The organism is Kitasatospora sp. NPDC058162, from assembly GCF_042884005.1.
Classification (GTDB): Bacteria; Actinomycetota; Actinomycetes; order Streptomycetales; family Streptomycetaceae; genus Kitasatospora.
This window is the reverse complement of the sequence record NZ_JBHVUS010000003.1, coordinates 568,273-585,196: the sequence shown is the minus strand read 5'-3', so window position 1 is coordinate 585,196 and position 16,924 is coordinate 568,273. Positions and strand designations below refer to the sequence as shown.

Here is a 16,924-nt window from a genome sequence, read left to right as displayed (position 1 = left end):
ACATTCCGAACCCGGAAGCTAAGCCTCACAGCGCCGATGGTACTGCAGGGGGGACCCTGTGGGAGAGTAGGACGCCGCCGAACAATCATTCAGAAAAGCCCCTGATCCCTTCGGATCAGGGGCTTTTCGCATTTCCGTTGACGTATCGTCAGGGCATGGACGATCAGACAGCGGTCATTGCGAGCAACGTGCTCCGCCCCGAGCAGCGCGACGGCGCCCTGCGTGTTCTGGCGGAGGCCCAGGCGGTCGACGGTCGGGCCGCCGTCTCCGAGCAGGGCCGGCTCCGGCTGCGGAACGCCGAGACGCCCCGGCCGGGCGTCACCCACATCCTCCGGAACGAGAGCGGGACCGTCGTCGGCTACGGCCAACTGGAGGTGCCGGAGACCGCGGCCGCCAACCCGGCCGCCGAGCTGGTGGTCGACCCGGCCGCCCGCGGTCGCGGCCTGGCCCGGCCGCTGGTGGACGCCGTCCTGGAGCAGGCCCACGCGGCCGGTCGGGACGCGGTGGACTTCTGGGTGCACGGCGGCCATCCGGCGGCCCGGCACCTGGCCGGGGCGTACGGCGCCGAACTGGTCCGGGAGCTGCGGCAGATGCGCCGCACCGGTCCGCAGACCGAGGCCGTGGCCGTCCCCGAGGGCATCGAGCTCCGTACCTTCCGCCCGGGCGAGGACGACGCCGAGTGGCTGCGGCTGAACGCCCTGGCCTTCGCCCACCACCCGGAGCAGGGCTCCTGGACGGAGCAGGACCTGGCGGAGCGGATCGCCGAGCCCTGGTTCGACCCGGCCGGCTTCTTCCTCGCGACCCGGGACGGCAAGGTCGTCGGCTTCCACTGGACCAAGGTGCACCCGGCCACCGCCACCGAGCCGGAGCTCGGCGAGGTGTACGTCGTCGGGGTGGACCCGGCCGAGCAGGGCAGCGGCCTCGGCCGCGCGCTGACCGCCGCCGGCCTGCGTCACCTGACCGGCTCAGGTGCCGGCGAGCGCGGACTGGAGACCGTCCTCCTCTACGTCGACGCCGACAACCCGGCCGCCGTCCGGGTCTACGAGCGACTGGGATTCACCGTCCACGAGGTGGACCTCATGTACCGCGCCCGGTACCAGGCGGACCGGGAAGCCGACCGCTAGACCCACCGCCGTCCCCACCACCGACCCCACGGTCGACCCACAACCGGCCCCACCGCCGGCCCCACGTCGCAACCGGCCCGGCGGTAACGAAGCGGTCGCGGGCGAGGGGCAGCGACCCCCGCCGCCCCCTTGCTCCGACCGACTCAGCTTTCCTCCTGGCCATGCGGTGTTTACCGTGGATTCAATTGCTGCCGCGAAGATCACAGGATGAAGTCCGTAGTGTCTCGCTCGTGCAGAGTCGACCGCCATTCCCCGGCCGGTCCTGTACGGACCGCGCCCGGTGGGTGGGCGCTGTCCCCGGGGGCGACCCGGGGCGAGGGCGACGGCCCGCAGAGCCATTCGTGTTCGGACGCCGTCCTGCTGGAGGAGCTGGAACCCATGAGCATCCCCCGCCCCGTCCCTGCCCCGCTGTCGCCCACGGCGCGGATGTCCACTGCGCTGGGCGTCCCGCCGGAGCTGCCGGCCACGGACGAGCAGGAGTTCGAAGCACTGCCGCAGGGCCGCTTCCTGGACCGTGAGCGGAGCTGGCTCGCGTTCAACGAGCGCGTCCTGGAGCTGGCCGAGGACCCGGGGATCCCGCTCCTCGAGCGGGCGAAGTTCCTGGCGATCTTCGCGAGCAACCTGGACGAGTTCTTCATGGTCCGGGTCGCCGGCCTCAAGCGCCGGATCGCCACCGGCGTCGCCCAGCGCAGCGCGTCCGGCCTCCAGCCGCGCGAGGTGCTGGACCTGATCTGGACCCGCTCGCGCGAGCTGATGGCCCGCCATGCCGCCGCCTTCCAGCAGGAGGTGCTGCCGGACCTCGCCGCCGAGGGCATCGAGGTGGTCCGCTGGCCGGAGCTGGCGGAGAAGGAACAGGCCCGGCTGCACTCCCTGTTCCGGCAGAAGATCTTCCCGGTGCTGACCCCGCTGGCGGTCGACCCGGCGCACCCCTTCCCCTACATATCGGGGCTCTCGCTCAACCTGGCCGTGGTCGTCCGCAACCCGGTGTCCGGCCACAAGCACTTCGCGCGCGTGAAGGTGCCGCAGTCGCTGGCCCGCTTCCTGGAGGCCTCGCCCCAGCGGTACGTCCCGCTGGAGGACGTCATGGGCGCGCACCTGGAGGAGCTCTTCCCGGGGATGGAGGTGCTGGCCCACCACGCCTTCCGCGTCACCCGCAACGAGGACCTGGAGGTGGAGGAGGACGACACCGAGAACATCCTCAAGGCCCTGGAGAAGGAGCTGATGCGGCGGCGCTTCGGCCCGCCGGTCCGGCTGGAGGTCGAGGAGTCGATCGACCCCTACATCCTGGACCTGCTGGTGCGGGAGCTGAACATCACCGAGGCGGAGGTCTTCCCGCTGCCCGGGCCGCTGGACCTGACCGGGCTGTTCGGCATCGCCGAGCTGGACCGGCCGGAGCTCAAGTACCCGAAGTTCGTGGCCGGTACGGCCCGCGGACTGACCGACGTCGAGTCCGCCTCCCAGCCGGACATCTTCGTCGCGATGCGCGAGCGCGACGTCCTGCTGCACCACCCGTACGACAGCTTCTCCACCTCGGTGCAGGCCTTCCTGGAGCAGGCCGCGGCCGACCCGGACGTGCTGGCGATCAAGCAGACCCTGTACCGCACCTCCGGCGACTCGCCGATCGTGGACGCGCTGATCGACGCGGCCGAGTCCGGCAAGCAGGTGCTGGTGCTGGTCGAGATCAAGGCGCGCTTCGACGAGCAGGCCAACATCAAGTGGGCCCGCAAGCTGGAGGAGGCCGGCTGCCACGTGGTCTACGGCCTGGTCGGCCTGAAGACCCACTGCAAGCTGTCGCTGGTGGTCCGCGAGGAGGGCGACACCCTGCGCCGCTACTCCCACGTCGGCACCGGCAACTACCACCCGAAGACCGCCCGGCTGTACGAGGACATCGGTCTGCTCACCTCCGACCCGCAGGTCGGCGCCGACCTCTCGGACCTCTTCAACCGGCTGTCCGGCTACTCGCGGCGGGAGTCCTACCGCCGGCTGCTGACCGCCCCGCGCGGCCTGCGCGACGGGCTGGTCTCCCGGATCCACAACGAGATCGCCCACCACCGGGCCGGCCGGCCCGCGTACGTGAAGATCAAGGTCAACTCGATCGTCGACGAGACCGTGATCGACGCGCTCTACCGGGCCTCCCAGGCCGGGGTGCCGGTGGACGTCTGGGTGCGCGGCATCTGCGCGATCCGGCCGGGGGTGCCGGGGCTGAGCGAGAACATCCGGGTGCGCAGCATCCTGGGGCGCTTCCTGGAGCACTCCCGGATCTTCGTGTTCGGCAACAACGGCGATCCCGAGGTGTGGATCGGCAGCGCCGACATGATGCACCGCAACCTGGACCGCCGGATCGAGGCGCTGATGCGGATCACCGACCCGGCGCACCGTGCCGAGCTGTCCGGGCTGATCGACCTCGGTGTCTCGGACGAGACCGAGTCCTGGCACCTGGGGCCGGACGGGGCCTGGGACCGCCACTCGCAGGACGCCGAGGGCAAGCCGCTGCGGCACGTCCAGGACCTGCTCATCGATTCGCGCCAGCGCCGTCGGGCCGCCACCTCGCGCTGACGCGTCCACTGATGCGAGCCGCCGGAGCAGGCGGGGCCCCCGAGGCCCCGGGGGGACCTGCTCCGGCGGTCGGCCACCAGCCCCGGGGAAGGGCCCCGGGGGAACGGGGATCAACCACGCCATGACCGAAGCGCCGATGACGGCCCAGGCGGCCTCCACAGCGACCGCCGGGGACATCCTTTCCCGTCAACTCACCGCCCAGGCGGGCGCGTTCCTGCGCGCCCTGCCGCTTGCGGTGGGCGAGGTCGGCGCCAGACCGGGCTCGGCCGCGGCCGTTCCGGCGAGCGGCACCGCCGACCTGCTGCGGGCGGTGCGGCGGATCGGCGGACTGCTGCACACCTTCGGGGCCGTGTTCGAGCAGGCCTGGGCGCAGGAGTCGCGCACCGAACTGCGTTGGCTGCTCAACCTGTTGGCGCTGGAGCCCGGTTACGTCCGCCGCTCGGCCCGGCTGCTGGGCGCGGTGGACTCGCTGAGCGGCACGGACCCGGACGGGACGGGCATGCTGGCCGGCCACGCGGGCGCCCCCAAGGCGCGGGCGCTGCTGGACCGGCAGCTGACCCTGGCCCGGACCAGGGCGCACTCCACGGTGCTCCAGGAGCTCCGCTCGGCCCGGCTGCACGCCCTGGCGGACCGGATGACCCTGCTGGTCGGCGAGGCGCCGCTGCTGGAGGCGGCGGGCGGCCGGGCGTCGGCGGTGCTGCTGCCGCAGGCGGCGGCCGCGTTCACCGCGCTGTCGGCGAGCGCCCAGCAGCTGCCGCTGCACCGGGCCGCGACGCCGTACGGCGGGGACGGGCTGCGCCGGCTGGGCGCGGTGCCGGCGGCGCGCGGCGCGGCGGACGCGGACACCGCGCTGGCGGCCGACGACGCGCCCTGGTCGCGGCTGCGGATCCTGGTGAAGCGGGCCCGGTACGCGCTGGAGGTGTGCGGCCGGTCGTCCGCCGAGCTGGACGAGCTCGACGCGGTGCTGGCCCGGCACCAGGAGGCGGCGGACGCGGCGGTGACCGCCGCGACGGCGGCGCGCACCCCGCGGATCACCCCCGCGACCGCCTACGTGCTGGGCGTGGTGCATGCTGATCAACGACTGGAGGTCGAGGCGGCGCGGTACGCCTTCGGCCGCCGGTGGTCCGAGCTCCCGCCGGGCCCGGACGGTTGGCTGGAGCTCCCCCCTGCCGAGGGCTGGGGGCATTCCCCCGCACCACGGACGGCTTGAATTGCACGATCGCCTGAGCACCGGGCGGGCAGCGGACCCGGCGGCGGAGCGGGTGACGGCCAGGGCGGGCCGCGCCCCGGTGGTCCTGGCGGCGGGCGGGGTGCTCTGGCTGCCCGGCCGCCCGAAGCCCAGCGGTCGGCTGGGGCGGCCGCGGATCGCGGTGATCCACCGCCCGAAGTACGACGACTGGAGCCTGCCCAAGGGCAAGCTCGACCCGGGCGAGGGGGTGGTCGAGGCGGCGCTGCGCGAGGTCCGGGAGGAGACCGGCTTCCACTGCCTGCTCGGCCCCGAGCTGCCCACCCAGCACTACCTGGCGCAGGGCCGTCCGAAGGAGGTCCGGTACTGGGCCGCGGTGCCGACCGCCGGGGCCTTCCGGCCGAACCGCGAGGTGGACCGCCTGGATTGGCTGCCCGCGGGCAAGGCCAGGGCGCGGCTGACCCACGACCGCGACCGGTTGCTGATCGACGCGCTGCTGGTGATCCTGGGTGCCAAGCCCGTACGGACGAGCGGGGCGCGGCCGGTGCAGGAACGGTGGAAGTGATCTTCCCGCGCCCTTGCCGTGACGCAACCGTTACTACGTGACGTAGTTTCCTGTCATCCGTTCGAGGTTCACTTCCCGTTCACTTGCGACCGGCTGTCGTGTCACTTACCCGGCCTAACTTCGGGACTACCGGCGGGCCGAACGGGCCCCGGACCACAGCAAAACCCATGCTCAGCCGTACTCGTACGGCCCGCGCAGCGGGCAATGCCACAGAAAGGGACACCCCTGTGAAGCTCCAGCGGAACGGCCGCTCCAAGGCCCTCGCCATCGGTGCCATGGCGCTCGTCAGCTCGCTGTCGCTCGCTGCCTGCGGGTCGGACAACAACAACTCCACCACGGCGTCCGGCGGTTCCAGCGGCTCCTCCGCGGCCGGTGCCGCGATCAACTGTGGCAAGGCCGGCACGCTCCTGGGCGCCGGTTCGACCGCGCAGGCCCCGGCCATCGACGTGTGGAAGACCAACTTCGGCTCCGCCTGCTCCGGCACCACGGTCAACTACAGCGGCGGCGGCTCCGGTGCCGGCGTCCAGCAGTTCACCCAGGGCAAGGTCGCCTTCGCCGGTACCGACTTCGCCCTCAAGCCCGCCGACGTCGACGCCTCCAAGGCCGTCTGCACCGGCGGCAAGGCGATCGACCTGCCGATGGTGGCCGGTCTGGTCTCGCTGGTCTTCAACGTCGAGGGCGTCGACAACCTGGTCCTGGACGGCCCGACCGCCGCCAAGATCTTCGACTCGCAGATCACCAAGTGGAACGACCCGGCCATCGTCGCCCTGAACCCGGGTGCGAAGCTGCCGGACGCCGAGATCCAGAGCTTCCACCGTTCGGACGACTCCGGCACCACCTTCAACCTGACCTCGTACTTCGCCAAGACCGGTGGCGGCGCCTGGAGCGCCGAGCCGAACAAGGCGTGGAAGGGCAAGGGCGGCCAGTCCGCGAACGGCAGCGCCGGCGTCTCGGCCCAGATCAAGCAGGTCAAGAACTCGATCGGCTACGCCGAGCTGTCCTACGCCCAGACCAACAACCTGAAGAGCGCCCAGATCGCCACCGGTGCCGCCAAGCCCGTCGAGGCGACCGCCGCCAACGCCGCGCTCACCATCGCCTCCTCCACCGTGTCCGGCACCGACGGCGACCTCGCCCTCACCCTGGACTACGGCACCAAGGCCGACAACGCCTACCCGATCGTCCTGGTGACCTACGAGATCGCCTGTGACAAGGGCAACAAGGCCGAGACGCTGGACACCCTGAAGTCCTTCCTGACCTACACCATCAGCGACGCCGCCCAGAAGTCGATCGGCGACAAGGGCTACGTCCCGATGCCGGCCGCGATCGGCGACAAGGTCAAGGCCGCCGTCGGCACCCTCGCCTGACCCGACCGGACCACCGGTGGGACGGCCCCGTGAGCGAGGGGGGCCGGGGCCGTCCCGCCGGAACGCACCGACCCAGCACCAACGTCCGGGGCACCGCCGCCATGGTGCCGACCCCCTACCGGGGCGGCACCACCAGACCGGAGTAGACCAATGACTTCATCCTCCCCTGCCGCCCCGCGAGGCAGGGAACGCCGACAGCGCGACAGCCGCGTCGGCGACAAGATCTTCATGAACCTCGCCCGCGGCGCGGGCATCCTGCTGCTGGTCATCATGGCCGCGATCGCCGGCTTCCTGGCCTGGCGCTCGGGCCAGGCCCTCAGCAACAACGACGGCAACTTCCTCACCACCTTCGAGTGGACGCCGGACGCCCCGAAGCCGGTCTTCGGCATCGCCGTCCTGGCCTTCGGCACCATCGTCAGCGCCATCATCGCGATGGTGATCGCCGTCCCGGTGGCCATCGGGATCGCGCTGTTCATCTCGCACTACGCGCCGCGGCGGATCGCCCAGCCGTTCGCCTACCTGGTCGACCTGCTCGCCGCCGTCCCCAGCATCGTCTACGGCCTCTGGGGCGCGCTGTTCCTGGTCCCGCACATGGACGGGCTGACCAGCTGGCTCAACCAGTACCTGGGCTGGACGTACATCTTCGACCAGACCAAGACCGGTACGCCGCGCAACCTGTTCACCGTCGGCATCCTGCTGGCGATCATGGTCCTGCCGATCATCACCGCGGTCTCCCGCGAGGTGTTCCGCCAGGTGCCGCGGATGCACGAGGAGGCGGCGCTCGCGCTCGGCGCGACCCGCTGGGAGATGATCCGCACCGCGGTGCTGCCCTTCGGCCGCCCCGGCATCATCTCGGCCTCCATGCTCGGCCTCGGCCGGGCGCTCGGCGAGACCATCGCGGTCGCGGTGGTGCTCTCCGCCAACAGCATCCTGTCGCTGCACATCCTCGACGCGGGCGGCGGCACCTTCGCGCAGAACATCGCGCTGAAGTTCGCCGAGGCCGGCAACAACGGCCGCGACGCGCTGATGGCCTCCGGCCTCGTCCTGTTCGTGATCACCCTGCTGGTGAACGGTGCCGCGCGACTGATCATCGCCCGCCGCAAGGAGTACTCGGGGGCCAACGCATGACCACCGCCACCACCGTCCCCGAGGACGCACGGCCGCAGGTCGGCCCCAAGCTGACCGCCAACCGCCTGCCCAAGTGGACCCCGCCCGTCGTCGCCGTCGGCGCGATCGCGGTCGGCTGCGGGATCGGCGCCGCCGGCGGGCTGCAGAGCCACCTCCAGTGGGGCCTGATCTCCGCCCTGCTCTTCCTGTTCGGCAGCTACCTGATCTCGGCCCAGGTCGAGGGCCGCCGCCAGGCCAAGGACCGGCTCGCCACCTCGGTGGTCTGGGTCGCCTTCATCCTGGCCGTCGTCCCGCTGGTCTCGCTGACCGTCTACACCGTCCAGCAGGGCATCGGCGTGGTGAACGGGAACTTCCTGAGCCACTCGATGAAGGGCGTGATCCAGTCCGGCCCCGGCGGCGGCATCTACCACGCGCTGCTCGGCACCCTGCAGCAGGTCGGCCTGGCCACCCTGATGGCCGCCCCGCTCGGTCTGCTGACCGCCGTCTACCTGGTGGAGTACGGCCGCGGCCGGCTCGCCAAGACGGTCACCTTCTTCGTCGACGTCATGACGGGCGTCCCGTCGATCGTCGCCGGTCTGTTCGTCCTCTCGCTGTGGAACCTCGCCCTCGGTTTCGGCTACTCCGGCTTCTCGGGCAGCCTCGCGCTGGCCATCCTGATGATCCCGGTCGTGGTCCGCTCCACCGAGGAGATGCTCAAGCTCGTCCCGAACGAGCTGCGCGAGGCCTCGTACGCCCTCGGCGTGCCGAAGTGGAAGACCATCCTGCGGATCGTCCTCCCCACCGCGATCGGCGGCATCACCACCGGTGTGATGCTCGCGGTCGCCCGCATCACGGGCGAGACCGCCCCGGTGATGATGCTGGTGTTCGGCGCCGACTACATCAACAGCAACCCGTTCGACGGACCGCAGCAGTCCCTGCCGATGTACATCTGGCAGCAGTACTCGGTGGTCAACAACGACTTCGGCTACGCCCGCGCCTGGGGCGCCGCGCTGGTGCTGATCGCCTTCGTGATGGGGCTCAACCTCATCGCCCGGGGCATCGCACGCTGGCGCTCGCCCAAGGCCGGACACTGAGCGACCGACTGACGTACGACACAGCATTCATTAGCGGCCCCTGGCCGCGGGCGAGAGAAGCAACGATCATGGCCAAGCGCATCGACGTCAGCGGACTGTCGGCCTACTACGGCACCACCAAGGCCATCGAGGACATCTCGATGAGCATCGAGCCCCGCTCGGTGACCGCCTTCATCGGCCCCTCCGGCTGCGGGAAGTCCACCTTCCTGCGCACCCTCAACCGGATGCACGAGGTGATCCCCGGCGCCCGGGTCGAGGGCAAGGTCCTCCTGGACGACGAGAACCTGTACGCCTCCAACGTCGACCCGGTCGCCGTCCGCCGCTCCATCGGCATGGTCTTCCAGCGCCCGAACCCGTTCCCGACCATGTCGATCTACGACAACGTGGTCGCCGGGCTCAAGCTCGCCGGCGTGAAGAAGAAGGCCGTCCTGGACGAGGTGGTGGAGCGCTCGCTGAAGGGCGCCAACCTCTGGAAGGAGGTCCACACCCGGCTGAACAAGCCCGGCGCCGGCCTCTCCGGCGGTCAGCAGCAGCGCCTGTGCATCGCCCGCGCGATCGCGGTCGAGCCGCAGGTCCTGCTGATGGACGAGCCCTGCTCCGCGCTCGACCCGATCTCCACCCTCGCCATCGAGGACCTGATCGGCGAGCTGAAGTCGCAGTTCACCATCGTCATCGTGACCCACAACATGCAGCAGGCGGCCCGCGTCAGCGACCGCACCGCCTTCTTCAACCTGGCCGGCGTCGGCCAGCCGGGCAAGCTGGTCGAGCTGGACGACACCCAGCGGATCTTCTCCAACCCGTCCGTGCAGGCGACCGAGGACTACATCTCCGGCCGCTTCGGCTAAGCCGGACCCCAGCTGTCCCGCGGTGCTGCATGGCGGTGCCGCCGCGGGGCATGAAGAAGGGCCCGCCCCCGAGATGTGGGGGCGGGCCCTGTCACGTTGGTGTGTCCGTTCGGACATCAGCCCCAGAACAGGTGGACGAACCAGTACATCAGCGCTGCGACGATGGCGGCCGCCGGCATCGTGATGAACCAGCCGAGCACGATGTTCTTGGCGACGCCCCAGCGCACCGCGCGGATCCGCTTGGTGGCCCCCGCGCCCATGATCGCCGCGGTGATCACGTGGGTGGTGGAGATCGGCGCCTTGAAGACGAACGACGTGATGTACATGATCGCCGCGGAGGTGGCCTCGGCCGCGAAGCCCTGCGGCGGGTCCAGCTCGATGATCTTGCGGCCGAGGGTGCGCATGATCCGCCAGCCGCCCGCGTAGGTGCCCAGTGAGAGCATGGTCGCGCAGGAGATCTTCACCCAGACCGGGATGTCGCCGGTGGTCTGGTGGCCGGAGATGGTGAGCGCCATGACCACGATGCCCATGGTCTTCTGGGCGTCCTGCAGACCGTGGGCCAGCGCCATCGCGGCGGCCGAGGCGGTCTGGGCGACCCGGAAGTTGCGCTTGGCCTTGTGCGGGTTGGCCCTGCGGAAGATCCACAGGATCGCCAGCATCACGGCGAAGCCGCCGATCAGGCCGACCACCGGCGAGACGATCATCGGGATGACGATCTTGTCGAGGACCCCGCTCCAGATCACGTCGATGCCGCCGGCCAGGGCCGCGCCCACCATGCCGCCGAACAGCGCGTGCGAGGAGGAGGACGGCAGACCGAAGTACCAGGTGACCAGGTTCCAGGCGATCGCGCCGACCAGGGCGGCGAAGAGGATCGCCATCCCCTGGTTGCCGGTGGGGGTCTCGATGATCCCCTTCGAGACGGTGTGCGCCACCCCGCTGCCCAGGAAGGCACCGGCCAGGTTCATCACGGCGGCCATCGCGAGCGCGGCCTTCGGGGTCAGCGCCCGGGTGGAGACCGACGTGGCGATCGCGTTCGCCGAGTCGTGGAAGCCGTTGGTGTACGTGAAGAAGAACGCAACGCCGATGACGGCGATGAGTGCAGCCATGTCCACGAGGGTCAGGACTCCTTGACGGCGATGGTCTCCACCGTGTTGGCGACGTGCTCGAACGCGTCCGCCGCCTCCTCAAGGACGTCCACGACCTGCTTGAGCTTGAGGACCTCGATGGCGTCGTACTGACCGGAGAACAGGTGGGCGAGCAGCTTGCGGTGGATCTGGTCGGCCTGGTTCTCCAGCCGGTTGACCTCGATCCAGTACTCGGTCAGGTTCGACATGCTGCGCAGGTTCGGCATCGCCTCGGCGGTGAGCTCCGCGGCGCGGGCCAGCACCTCGATCTGCTGCTCGATGCCCTTCGGCAGGGTCTGGATGTCGTAGAGGACGACCAGGTCGACGGCCTCCTCCATGAAGTCCATGATGTCGTCCAGCGACGAGGCGAGGCTGTAGATGTCCTCGCGGTCGAAGGGCGTGATGAAGGAGGAGTTCAGCTGGTGGAAGACGGCATGGGTGGTGTCGTCCCCGGCGTGCTCGGCGGCGCGCATGCGCTCGACGATCTCCGCGCGGGCCGACACGTCTGATCCCAGCAGTTCGAGCAGGAGCTTCGATCCGACGACGAGGTTCTCCGCGGCGGCGGCGAACATGTCGTAGAAACTCGTCTCCTTCGGGGTCAGGCTAAAACGCACGGAATTCTCCGATGTGCGGGGTACGGACTGAACGATGCTAGGTGCAACCAAGTGCGATCGCGCAAACGGGGTGGTGACCGAGGAGGCGGATCCTCCCCTTCCGTTCGGCTGTCGCACCGGCTGTCCCGGACCGCACCGCCAGGTGCGGCGCAAGGACTCAGTCTGACGGAACCTCGGCGCGTTTGCCCCGTCCCGCGTGCGGAAGCCGGGGGCGCCGCTCAGACGGGTGAACCCCGCCACGACCCCCACCAGGCCGTTCGGCACATGCCGGGTGCGCCGTCGGAACACCACGCGGGGCCCCGGTGTTGGACACTGGTGGCCGACGCAGCCACCAGGCACTCAGACGAAGGCGGGCCGATGACCACGACGCAAGCGCGCACCGAGCCGGACCCCGGGCCCGGGACCGAGCCGCAGGCCGGCACCCCCGCCCCCGCGGGCCACGGCGACGCGGACCACGGCGGGCACGGCCCGCACGGCCCGCACGGCTACAGCGCGCAGAAGGACGCCCACCTCAAGCGGCTGCGCCGGATCGAGGGCCAGATCCGCGGCCTCCAGCGGATGGTGGACGAGGACGTCTACTGCATCGACGTGCTCACCCAGGTCTCGGCCAGCACCAAGGCCCTGCAGTCCTTCGCGCTCTCCCTGCTGGAGGAGCACCTGCGGCACTGCGTCGCCGCGGCCGCCGAACAGGGCGGCGTCGAGCTGGACGCCAAGGTGGCGGAGGCCTCGGCCGCGATCGGCCGGCTGCTGCGCAGCTGACGCATCCCCGGCGGCCCGGGGCGTCCGTCAGTCCCCGCCCGTCGCCCCCCGCCCGTCGGCCCCCGACCGTCAGCCCTCGTCCTCCTGCTCGGCCCGGGCCGGGTCCACCCGGTCCAGCAGCACCTCGTCGATCCGCTCGGTCGGCAGCCGGTCACCGGAGCTGGCCGTCGCGGCGATCATCAGCTCGCCGGCCAGCTCGATCTCGTCGAGGGCCGCGTCGTCGTGGCCGCCGCTGCGGCCGCCCGTGGACGACACCACCTGCACCACCCCTTCAGTGCCTCGCCAGCCCGGGCGGCAGCCACCCGACGTCCAGCCTAGGCACTCCGGGGCCCGTCCACATGGCACGGACGGGCCATCTCGGCGCCGCCGAAACGGGTGGCCGTCGCTCCCCGGACGGCCACCCGCTCCGGCGGCGCCCCGTTTCGCCCCGGCGCCGGAGCGCTGCCCCGGCGGACTACTTCGGGCTCTCCGTCGGCTTCATCTGGTAGATGTCCGAGGCGGGCGGCTCGGCGGCCTCGACCGGCTTGCCGAAGTCCGACAGCGAGGTGGTCGAGGTGACCTTCACCTGGTCCTTGGCCTCCTTCGACCCGGCGACCCCGGCGAAGGTGAACACCTCCACCACCTTGTGCAGGCGCCCCTGGTCGTCCAGCCAGGCGTCGTAGGGGACCTCCTTGACGGTGAAGGTCTGCCCGCCCATCCGCAGGCCGTCCCCGCCCCGGCCGCCGGTGGCGTCGGCCGCCTTGGCCAGGTCCAGGGTGCCGCGGTAGTGGTGCAGCGGGGCGCCGTCCACCGTCTCGGTGCCGACCAGGTCGGCCTTCTGCACCCCGCGCAGCGCGCCCGCCGCCGAGGCCGGGTCGGTGGCGCCGCTGCTGACCAGGTTGCCGTCCGGCAGCTGGCGCACGTCCAGCTTCACCCACTTGCCCTCGGGCACCTTGGCGCCGCTGTTCTGCAGGTAGACGGTGCCCGGCAGGACCACCTCGACGATCTTCCCGGTGGTCGCCGCGCCCGGCGGCACCTGGACCTCCAGCCGGCCGATCCGCTTCACGTAGTCGTAGCCGCCGGTCCCGGAGAAGGAGGCCTTCTTGTCGGCGGACTCCGTGACCAGCTCGGTGGCGACGTGCGCGGAACCGGTGCGGCCCGTGATGTCGGCGGCGTTGCGCACCGCCGTCAGCGGGTCGCCGGCCAGCTGGTCCGGGGCGTTCGACTGCTGGTCGGAGGAACCGCCGCCGGAAGGGCCGGAGCACCCGGCGGCCCCCGCGGCCAGCGCCGCGGCGAGCACGGCGGCTCCGGCCGCCGAGCGCAGGCGCGGCCCCGGACGGCGCGCTTGCCGGCCGGTCCGCTGCTGGTCGGTCATCTTCATCCTCGCGACAACCCCCTCGGGCCCGACTGCCCGCCCGACTGCGGCACCGGCTGGGGCGCCGGGAGGGCAGAGCTCTTTCCGGGCAAACGAGTTGGGTCGCGAAGGGTTACGGGTCCGGGCGGAACCGACGGGTGTCGCGCGGCGGCGGCCCGGCGCGTTACCGTGAACCCCGTGCGCAGTGAGCTGCCGGTCGCCCCCGGCACCACCCGGATGCCCGAGCACCGTGTCGCGGTCAGCGAACGCGGCTCCTTCGCCTTCGCCACCTGCAGCTGCGGCTGGTACTCCGCCGCCCGCCGCTCCCGGGACCTGGCCCGCCGCGAGGGGGCCGGCCACCTCGCCGAGTACGGGGCCGAGGCCTCCGACTAGACCGTCCGGTCCGGCCGGGCACCGACCCGGGCCCCGGCCCGGCCCTCGACCCGGTCAGGCCGCGAGGTCGGACTCCGGCGGCTGCTCCTCCCGGCGCACCGCTCCCCGCCCGCGGCGACGGCCGCCCTGGGCGCTGCCGCGCCCGGCGGCGCCGCGCTCCGGCGCCCGGATCAGCGGGGCCACCGCCGTGCGGCCCAGCGCGTGGCAGAACGGGACCAGCACCGCCATCGCGATCGGCGCCAGCAGCAGCACCACGGCGACGGCCAGCGCGAAGCCGCCGATCACGTCGGTCGGGTAGTGGACGCCCATGAACATCCGGCAGAAGCCCTGCAGCAGGGCCAGGCCCCCGGCGATCCAGCCCAGCCTCCGGTTCACCAGGAACAGCGACACCGCCACGGCCATCGTCATGGTCGAGTGGTCGCTGACGAAGGAGTGGGTGCCGGCCTTGCCGTCCACCAGCACCAGCAGCCCCGGGTGGTCGACGAAGGGCCGCGGCCGGTCCACGATCGCGGCGATCGGCAGGTTCGCCAGCTCGGCGACGGCCACCGAGAGCGGCACCCACAGCAGCCCGGCGATCGCCACCGGCGCGTCCGGGCGGCGTCTGGCCTGCAGCCAGCCGACCAGCCCGAGCAGTGCCAGGCCGATCAGGATGCCGTACTCGCCGATCCACGAGACCGCGTGGTCCAGCCACTGCGGGGAGCGCTTGGCCAGGCCGTTGACGGCGTAGAGCAGACCGAGGTCGGGGTTGGTCGTGTCGGCAAGCGGCGTCGACACGCCGCACCTCCTTCTGGTCCGCTGCACCTGTTCGATCCCGCCGGGGCCCGCCCGGCGCGCGAAGCTGACGAGGGGCCACCGGACCCAACGTCATCGCCGGGACACAGCGTTCCACGGAAACGCGCGGTTATGGAAACTTGACTCAGCGTCCACAGGCCGCACACAGATGGGACGGACGACTCAGCCGGTCCTGCCGGTTCCGGCGGATCCGTCGGCCCGCCCCGCGGCCGTCGGGGCGGGCGGGGCGGCGGCCGCCGGCTGGGCGGGGGCGGCCGGGGTGGTCGGCGCCGTGGTGCCCGGGCGGCTCGGGGCGTTGACCGCTCCGTTGCCGTTGTTGCCGCGGGTCGGCAGCGCCTGGGCGCCGTCCGAGGTGACCCGGGTCGCCCCGATGTACTCCCTGGTGTCGATCTTGTCGTAGCGGATCACCGCCCCGGTGTGCGGCGCGTTGAGCATGTAGCCGCCGCCCACGTAGATCCCCACGTGGTGGATGCTCCGCGGGTCGCTCAGGTCCGTCGCGAAGAACACCAGGTCCCCGGGCCGCAGCTGGTCGCGCGACGGGTGCGGACCGGCGTACCACTGGTCGTTGGCCACCCGGGGGAGCTCGATCCCCACGCTCTCGAACGCGGCGCGGGTGAGCCCGGAGCAGTCGAACTGCCCGTTCTGCGAGGCCAGCCCCTCACCGCCCCACAGGTACGGCGTGCCCAGCTTGGTCTGCGCGAAGTAGATCGCGGCGGCCGACTGCGCGGACACCTCCACCGGCGCGGTCGCCGCGGTGAAGCTGCGGGCCATCGCCTGGATGTTCCGCACGTACCCCTGGGTCTCCTTGTACGGCGGGATGCCCCGGTTCTTCGTCACCGCGTACGGTCCCGCGTTGTAGGCGGCCAGCATGTTGGCCTGGGGGTCGCCCGGCACACCGGCCACGTCCTTGGCGAGCGCGCAGTCGTACACGGCCGCCGTGGCGATCGCGTCGTACGGGTTCCAGACGTCCTTCTTGCCGTCCCCGTCACCGTCCGTGGCGTACACCGGCCAGGTGTCCGGCATGAACTGCGCCATTCCCTGCGCCCCGACCCCGGATTGGGCCTTGGGATCGAAACCGCTTTCCTGGTACAGCTGTGCCGCGAGCATCGGCGGGGAGATCTCCGGGCAGAGCGAGCCCCACTTCTGGATCGCGTCCTGGTAGGCCGCCGGGACGGTCCCGGGAGAGAGGGCGGAACGATTCGCCGTCAGCTGCGGCGTCCCACTCGCCGCATACGTCCCCATCGTCACCAGACCGAGGAACCCGATCGCGACAACTCCCGCAGCAGCGGCGGCCGTACCGCCCTTCCGGAGTACCATCAGCACCATCCCGACGAATCGTCAGTCGAAGTGTCCCGGAAGGCGTTGCTCACCGCAATCATCAGAGATACAAAGAGTGAGCGCTATCCTTCGTACGGTGGACATCCTCGCGTACGTGTCCGATGCCTCACGACCAATCCGCGAGAAGTAGCCAAGTCGACATCAGATCTGGCCAAGAATAGGCACCGACCCTTCGCGCGGGCGGGGTCCGGGCCCTTGAATTTGCCTGATCGGGCGGTGAGATGGAAATGAACCTGAGCAGCGTGCACACCTATGCGGTCGGCCACCTGGCCGATGACCCCCCCAAGAAGCCGAATATCGACACCATCATCGGCGGGATCGCCCCGGACTGGGGCCCGTTCGCGAGCCTCGGGTCGGAGGCCCGGGTGATGGTCGAGGTCATCATGGCCGTCGCCATCCTCGTCTGCCTCGGCATCGCGGTCTGGGGTGCGGCCAAACAGCGGATCGGTGCGACCGCGATGCGCGACAGCTTCGGCGCCGAACAGGGCAAGGGGCTGATCATCGCCGGGCTGACCGGCGTGTTCATCATCGGATCACTCGGCACTCTGTTCACCATTGTCTACGGCATGGCTATCTGACGATCGGACAGCAGTGATCCGGCCCGCCTGAGGGCAGGTTCCCGCCCGGACCTCCCCAGTGGGCCGACCCGCCAGGAGTCCACCCCCGTTCCCACCCCCCCGTCCGCGCCCGCCCCCGGACGGAGGGCCCCCGGAGCCGCCCCGGCTCCCCG

The 16,924-nt window shown here is 71.3% G+C and carries 17 protein-coding genes and 1 rRNA gene; 12 read left to right on the top strand and 6 right to left on the bottom strand.

Annotation, left to right across the window (positions count from 1 at the left end; genetic code table 11):
* From rrf to pstB, 9 genes are all read left to right on the top strand, one after another.
* A 5S ribosomal RNA gene (gene rrf / locus ACFVXG_RS09165) occupies positions 1-83 on the top strand; the annotation flags it as partial.
* Between the two features lie 72 nt (positions 84-155).
* The gene (gene mshD, locus ACFVXG_RS09160; protein WP_387925733.1) at positions 156-1,124 is read left to right on the top strand and encodes a mycothiol synthase; all 969 of its coding nucleotides are present in this window, start codon (positions 156-158) and stop codon (positions 1,122-1,124) included.
* A gap of 378 nt (positions 1,125-1,502) precedes the next feature.
* Positions 1,503-3,680 (top strand): RNA degradosome polyphosphate kinase, encoded by a 2,178-nt coding sequence (locus ACFVXG_RS09155; protein ID WP_387925732.1) that lies wholly within the window; start codon positions 1,503-1,505, stop codon positions 3,678-3,680.
* Positions 3,681-3,801: 121 nt separating this feature from the next.
* Positions 3,802-4,890 (top strand): CHAD domain-containing protein, encoded by a 1,089-nt coding sequence (locus ACFVXG_RS09150; protein WP_387925731.1) that lies wholly within the window; start codon positions 3,802-3,804, stop codon positions 4,888-4,890.
* 52 nt (positions 4,891-4,942) lie between these two features.
* Positions 4,943-5,431, top strand: coding sequence for an NUDIX hydrolase (locus ACFVXG_RS09145; protein WP_387925773.1), 489 nt, complete (start codon positions 4,943-4,945; stop codon positions 5,429-5,431).
* A gap of 227 nt (positions 5,432-5,658) precedes the next feature.
* Entirely contained in the window at positions 5,659-6,795 is a 1,137-nt protein-coding gene (pstS, locus tag ACFVXG_RS09140) for a phosphate ABC transporter substrate-binding protein PstS (protein ID WP_387925729.1), read from the top strand.
* A 150-nt stretch (positions 6,796-6,945) separates the two neighbouring features.
* Complete coding sequence (gene pstC, locus ACFVXG_RS09135) at positions 6,946-7,923, top strand: phosphate ABC transporter permease subunit PstC (protein ID WP_387925728.1); 978 nt, start codon at positions 6,946-6,948, stop codon at positions 7,921-7,923.
* Positions 7,920-8,996, top strand: coding sequence for a phosphate ABC transporter permease PstA (gene pstA, locus ACFVXG_RS09130; protein ID WP_387925726.1), 1,077 nt, complete (start codon positions 7,920-7,922; stop codon positions 8,994-8,996). Before pstC ends, pstA begins: the two co-directional genes overlap by 4 nt.
* A gap of 68 nt (positions 8,997-9,064) precedes the next feature.
* Positions 9,065-9,841, top strand: coding sequence for a phosphate ABC transporter ATP-binding protein PstB (gene pstB, locus ACFVXG_RS09125; protein WP_387925724.1), 777 nt, complete (start codon positions 9,065-9,067; stop codon positions 9,839-9,841).
* 116 nt (positions 9,842-9,957) lie between these two features.
* Here the strand turns inward: pstB and ACFVXG_RS09120 are convergent, their stop codons facing one another.
* Complete coding sequence (locus ACFVXG_RS09120; RefSeq protein ID WP_387925722.1) at positions 9,958-10,953, bottom strand: anion permease; 996 nt, start codon at positions 10,951-10,953, stop codon at positions 9,958-9,960.
* A 5-nt stretch (positions 10,954-10,958) separates the two neighbouring features.
* Positions 10,959-11,579: a DUF47 domain-containing protein gene (locus tag ACFVXG_RS09115; protein WP_030059626.1), complete on the bottom strand. Its 621-nt coding sequence runs from the start codon at positions 11,577-11,579 to the stop codon at positions 10,959-10,961.
* A gap of 357 nt (positions 11,580-11,936) precedes the next feature.
* Here ACFVXG_RS09115 and ACFVXG_RS09110 point away from each other — a divergent pair, with 357 nt between their 5' ends.
* Positions 11,937-12,338 (top strand): metal-sensitive transcriptional regulator, encoded by a 402-nt coding sequence (locus ACFVXG_RS09110; protein ID WP_387925721.1) that lies wholly within the window; start codon positions 11,937-11,939, stop codon positions 12,336-12,338.
* Between the two features lie 69 nt (positions 12,339-12,407).
* Here the strand turns inward: ACFVXG_RS09110 and ACFVXG_RS09105 are convergent, their stop codons facing one another.
* Together ACFVXG_RS09105 and ACFVXG_RS09100 are read right to left on the bottom strand one after the other, a co-directional pair.
* Positions 12,408-12,596: a hypothetical protein gene (locus ACFVXG_RS09105; protein WP_387925720.1), complete on the bottom strand. Its 189-nt coding sequence runs from the start codon at positions 12,594-12,596 to the stop codon at positions 12,408-12,410.
* A gap of 196 nt (positions 12,597-12,792) precedes the next feature.
* On the bottom strand, positions 12,793-13,692 hold the full coding sequence (locus ACFVXG_RS09100; protein WP_387925718.1) for a hypothetical protein: 900 nt from the start codon (positions 13,690-13,692) through the stop codon (positions 12,793-12,795).
* A 177-nt stretch (positions 13,693-13,869) separates the two neighbouring features.
* Between ACFVXG_RS09100 and ACFVXG_RS09095 the strand changes: the two genes are divergently transcribed.
* Positions 13,870-14,064, top strand: coding sequence for a hypothetical protein (locus ACFVXG_RS09095; RefSeq protein WP_387925716.1), 195 nt, complete (start codon positions 13,870-13,872; stop codon positions 14,062-14,064).
* Positions 14,065-14,118: 54 nt separating this feature from the next.
* On the opposite strand, the gene ACFVXG_RS09090 is transcribed toward ACFVXG_RS09095, so the two are convergent.
* Positions 14,119-14,838: a phosphatase PAP2 family protein gene (locus ACFVXG_RS09090; RefSeq protein WP_387925714.1), complete on the bottom strand. Its 720-nt coding sequence runs from the start codon at positions 14,836-14,838 to the stop codon at positions 14,119-14,121.
* 180 nt (positions 14,839-15,018) lie between these two features.
* Positions 15,019-16,173, bottom strand: a complete 1,155-nt coding sequence (locus ACFVXG_RS09085; protein ID WP_387925712.1) for an NlpC/P60 family protein — start codon at positions 16,171-16,173, stop codon at positions 15,019-15,021.
* A 248-nt stretch (positions 16,174-16,421) separates the two neighbouring features.
* Between ACFVXG_RS09085 and ACFVXG_RS09080 the strand changes: the two genes are divergently transcribed.
* Positions 16,422-16,772: a hypothetical protein gene (locus tag ACFVXG_RS09080; RefSeq protein ID WP_387925710.1), complete on the top strand. Its 351-nt coding sequence runs from the start codon at positions 16,422-16,424 to the stop codon at positions 16,770-16,772.
* The last annotated feature ends 152 nt before the right edge of the window (positions 16,773-16,924 follow it).